Source organism: Pseudomonas edaphica (assembly GCF_005863185.1).
Classification (GTDB): domain Bacteria; phylum Pseudomonadota; class Gammaproteobacteria; order Pseudomonadales; family Pseudomonadaceae; genus Aquipseudomonas; species Aquipseudomonas edaphica.
The window spans coordinates 1-4,385 of sequence record NZ_VBVZ01000523.1 but is presented as its reverse complement, the minus strand read 5'-3'; the positions used below and the strand labels follow the sequence as shown (position 1 = coordinate 4,385).

General features: G+C 62.6%; 4 protein-coding genes. 3 read left to right on the top strand and 1 reads right to left on the bottom strand.

What is annotated here, in order from left to right; translation table 11 throughout:
• Both FEM54_RS25670 and FEM54_RS25665 read left to right on the top strand, forming a co-directional pair.
• On the top strand, positions 1–593 hold a 593-nt coding region (locus tag FEM54_RS25670), incomplete at its 5' end, for a helix-turn-helix domain-containing protein (RefSeq protein ID WP_138453568.1).
• A 276-nt stretch (positions 594–869) separates the two neighbouring features.
• Entirely contained in the window at positions 870–1,754 is an 885-nt protein-coding gene (locus FEM54_RS25665; RefSeq protein WP_099548867.1) for a DMT family transporter, read from the top strand.
• Between the two features lie 3 nt (positions 1,755–1,757).
• On the opposite strand, the gene FEM54_RS25660 is transcribed toward FEM54_RS25665, so the two are convergent.
• The gene (locus FEM54_RS25660) at positions 1,758–2,045 is read right to left on the bottom strand and encodes an Rdx family protein (RefSeq protein WP_099548866.1); all 288 of its coding nucleotides are present in this window, start codon (positions 2,043–2,045) and stop codon (positions 1,758–1,760) included.
• A gap of 84 nt (positions 2,046–2,129) precedes the next feature.
• Between FEM54_RS25660 and FEM54_RS25655 the strand changes: the two genes are divergently transcribed.
• Positions 2,130–4,319, top strand: coding sequence for a patatin-like phospholipase family protein (locus FEM54_RS25655; RefSeq protein ID WP_099548865.1), 2,190 nt, complete (start codon positions 2,130–2,132; stop codon positions 4,317–4,319).
• Positions 4,320–4,385 lie beyond the last annotated feature (66 nt).

Genomic DNA, 4,385 nt, shown 5'->3' with positions numbered 1-4,385 from the left:
TCTCGGCACACCATGCCTGCGGCAGTCGCGACGGCAGCCGCTGCCTGGTGCTGGATGTGCCCGACGAACACTGGGTGGCGCAGTCCTTGGGCGAGCACGCCGACACCAGTCGCCGCCTGCTCGATCAACCGGCGCGACTGACACTGGACGCCCGGCAAAGCCAGTTGGTGCAATGGCTGGCACACAGCCCGGTGGATGACCCGCTGATCGCCCAGCAAGGCGCGGTGTTGTTGCTGGCCAGTCTCAATCATCCGCTGGCCCAACCGCTACCGGGCAAGCGTTTGCCGTATGCCGCGTTCAATGCGCATATCGAACGCCACGCTGCGCGCCCGTTGCAGGTGGCCGATCTGGCGCGTATTGCCGACCTCTCGGTGGCGCGCTTGCATGCACGTTTTATGGCCGAGTGCGGGCAAACACCGATGGACTACCTGCGTAGCCGTCGCCTGCACATGGCGTTGAAACTTTTGCGCGAGACGCCGCTGCCTGTTGGCGAAGTTGCCGAACGCGTCGGTTACGCCTCGCAAAGTGCCTTCTCTGCCGCCATGCTGCGTGAGTTTGGCGCCTCACCGGGCACGCTGCGTCGCTCATCGTAAGCATAAACTCTGACCGCCCAGGCGGCTGATCCCAACCGCGAACACCGTCACTGTGGCGAGCGGGCTTGCCCCGCGTTGGACTGCGCAGCAGTCCCATTTTTGGGGTCGCTTCGCAACCCAACGCAGGGCAAGCCTGCTCGCCACAGGTTATTCGTTGCCTAATGGGATGATTGTGATGAGAGGCTGGCGCTAAGATTCGCGAGGTCCGCGACAGACACCGGCGCCCTCGAACCTCTAGACTGCGATTCTGTCACCCCCGTTGTTTCAAGGATCGCAATGACTCCCCGCTCAGCCCTTGGCGCCCTGCATATCGGCGCACTGATGTTTGGCCTCACTGGTGTTTTCGGCAAGCTGGCAGCCGCCTCGCCGGCCATCATCGTGTTTGGCCGCGCCGCCTTTGCCGTAATCGCCCTGGCGATCTTTGCGCGATTTGCCAGCAACACCACCTGGAAAACCCTGGAGATGCGCGACTGGCGTCGCCTCGTGGTCAGTGGCGTGCTGCTGGCGGCGCATTGGGTGACCTTCTTCATTGCCGTCAAAGTCGCCGGGGTGGCCGTCGCCACCCTTGGCTTCACCGCGTTCCCGGCCTTTACCGTGATGCTTGAAGGGCTGATCTTCCGTGAGCGCATTCGCGCCAACGAAGTGTTGCTGGTGGCGCTGGTCACGGTGGGCCTGGTGTTGGTCACGCCAGACTTCGACCTCGCCAGCCAGGCCACGGGCGGCCTGCTGTGGGGGATTCTCTCGGGCCTGTTGTTCTCGCTGCTGTCGCTGAACAACCGCGCCAGCTCCGGGCGCATTCCGGCGGTGCAGGCTGCGCTGTGCCAGAACGTGGTGGTCGCGGCGTGCCTGCTGCCAGTCGCAGCACCGGGCCTGGCGGATGTACGTGCGATTGACTGGCTGTGGATCGGTCTGCTCGGGGTGTTCTGCACCGGCCTGGCCCATAGCTTGTTTGTCGCCAGCCTCGCGGTGATCAAGGCGCGCACCGCCTCGGTGGTGTTCGCCATGGAGCCGGTCTACGGCATCACCGTGGCCTGGCTGCTGTTTGCCGAAACCCCGACCTTGCGCATGCTGCTGGGCGGCGCGCTGATCATTGTCGCCATCGTGCTCTCAGGCTTGATGGGCAGTGCCAGCCAGGCCAAACAGCCGGCAGCCACCGCGTAGCCTTCAGGCTTGGCGGTCGTTGTGCCCCAGGTCGCGCTGCGGGTCGATCTGGTCGCGCACGCGCTGCTTGAGTACCTTGGCCTCTGGAAAGCCGCCGTCGGCCTTGCGCTCCCAAATCTGCACACCGTCGCAGGTGATGCGAAACGCCCCGCCGGTGGCTGGCTCAAGCGCCACACGGCCCAAGTCATCGGCAAATGTACTCAACAATTCCTGGGCCAGCCACGCCGCGCGCAACAGCCATTGGCATTGGGTGCAATAGGTGATGACGATCTCGGGTTTGCTGGCAGACATAATTAGAGAAGTTCCTGACATATCGGGCACGGACGATCGAGTGACTATAATACCGGCCTTTATCGCCCAGCCTCGAGATTCATGATGCGCCGCCTGTTGTCCTGCCTGTTTCTGTGCCTGCTTCCCCTGATCGCTGATGCCGTCGAAAGCCCACGCCCCAAAATCGGCCTGGTGCTGTCCGGCGGTGCCGCCCGTGGCCTTGCGCATATTGGCGTGCTCAAGGCCCTGGAGGAGCAAGGTATCCATATCGATGCTATCGCCGGCACCAGCATGGGCGCGGTGATTGGCGGCCTGTACGCCTCGGGCTACAAGATCGATGAACTGGAAAAGCTCGCGCTCAATATCGACTGGCAGCAGGCATTGTCCGACGCCCCGCCGCGCGAAGATGTGCCGTTTCGGCGCAAACAGGATGACCGCGATTTCCTCGTCAAACAAAAACTCAGCTTTCGCGATGACGGCAGCCTTGGCCTGCCGCTCGGCGTGATCCAGGGCCAGAACCTGGCGCTGCTGCTGGAAAGCATGTTCGCCCACTCCAGCAATACGCGTAACTTCGACAAGCTGCCAATCCCGTTCCGCGCTGTGGCCACCGACATCACCACCGGCGAAAAAGTGGTGTTCAGCAAGGGTCACTTGCCCCAGGTGATCCGTGCGAGCATGTCGATCCCGGCAGTGTTCGCTCCGGTGGAACTGGACGGACGGCTGTTGGTGGACGGCGGCATGACCGACAACATCCCACTGGATGTGGCGCGCGAAATGGGCGTCGACATCGCTATCGTCGTGGACATCGGCACGCCGCTGCGTTCACGCAAGCAACTGGCGACGGTCGTGGATGTGCTCAACCAGTCCATCACCCTGATGACCCGGCGCAACTCAGAAGAACAACTCAAGGCCCTGCATCCCAAGGATGTGCTGATCCAGCCACCGCTGGCCGCCTACGGCGTGACGGACTTCGGCCGCGCCAAGGACATGATCGACGCCGGCTACCGCGCCACCCGCGCCCTCGACGTGCGCCTGGCGCATTTGCGCCCCGCCGAACCGATCGACCCGCAATTGGTTGAGGCCCGCACCCCGGGCGAACGCACGCCGGTGATCACCGCCATCAAGGTGGAGAACGACTCGAAAGTCAGTGACGACGTAATTCGCTACTACATCCGCCAAACCCTGGGCGAGCCGCTGAACCTGGGCCGCCTGCAAACCGACATGGGCACGTTGTACGGCCTGGATTACTTCGAGCAGGTGCAATACCGCGTGGTGAAAAAGGGCCAGGACAATACCCTGGTCATCAGCGCGCGCGGCAAACGCAGCGGCACCGACTATTTGCGCCTGGGCCTGAACCTGTCGGATGACATGCGCGGCGCCAGCGCTTACAACCTCGGCGCCAGTTACCGCATGAACGGCATCAACCGCCTTGGCGCCGAATGGCTGACGCGCGTGCAGATTGGTGATCGCCAAGAGCTGTACAGCGAGTTCTACCAGCCACTGGATGTGGGCTCGCGCTATTTCGTCGCGCCTTATATCAGTGCCCAGGCGCAGAACGTCGACCTGGTGCTGGACAGCGACCCTATCGCCGAATATCGCCTGGAGCGCTACGGTTTTGGTTTGAACGTGGGGCGCCAGATTGGCAATAGCGGCGAGATCCGCTTCGGCGTCGGTGAAGCCTGGGGCAAGGCAGATGTGCGTGTTGGCGAGCGCGACTTGCCGAGTGTGAGCTTCAATGAGGGTTTCTATGAGCTCAAGTACTCGTTCGATTCGCTGGATAACGTGTACTTCCCCCATACCGGCGAAGACATCGGCCTGGCCTTCCGAGAGTTCGAGCCCGGCCTGGGTTCGGACCAGCGCTACCGACAGTGGGAGTTCAAGCTGGACAAGGCCATGAGCCACGGCCCGGACACCTTGATACTCGGCGGTCGTTATGGGCGCACGCTGGATAAATCCGACGTGGTGGTTTCCAGCTTTCTGCTCGGCGGTGCGCGGCAATTATCAGGCTTTCGCGAAGACTCAATCTCGGGGCAGAACATCGCCCTGATGCGTGCTGTGTACTACCGCCGCCTGACGCCGCGCTCATACCTGCCGCTGGATTTCCCGCTGTACCTCGGCGCCTCGGTGGAACGCGGCCGGGCGTGGAACAACGATAACCAGTTTGACAGCGGGTACATCAATGCCGCGAGTATTTTCCTCGGTTTTGATACGCCGTTAGGGCCGCTGAATTTCAGCTATGGGTTCAATGATGACAAGCAGCAGGCGGTGTACCTGAACCTGGGGCAGACGTTCTAGCTGGATGCCAGGCTACTGTGGCGAGGGAGCTTGCTCCCGCTGGGGTGCGAAGCGCCCCCACTGCTG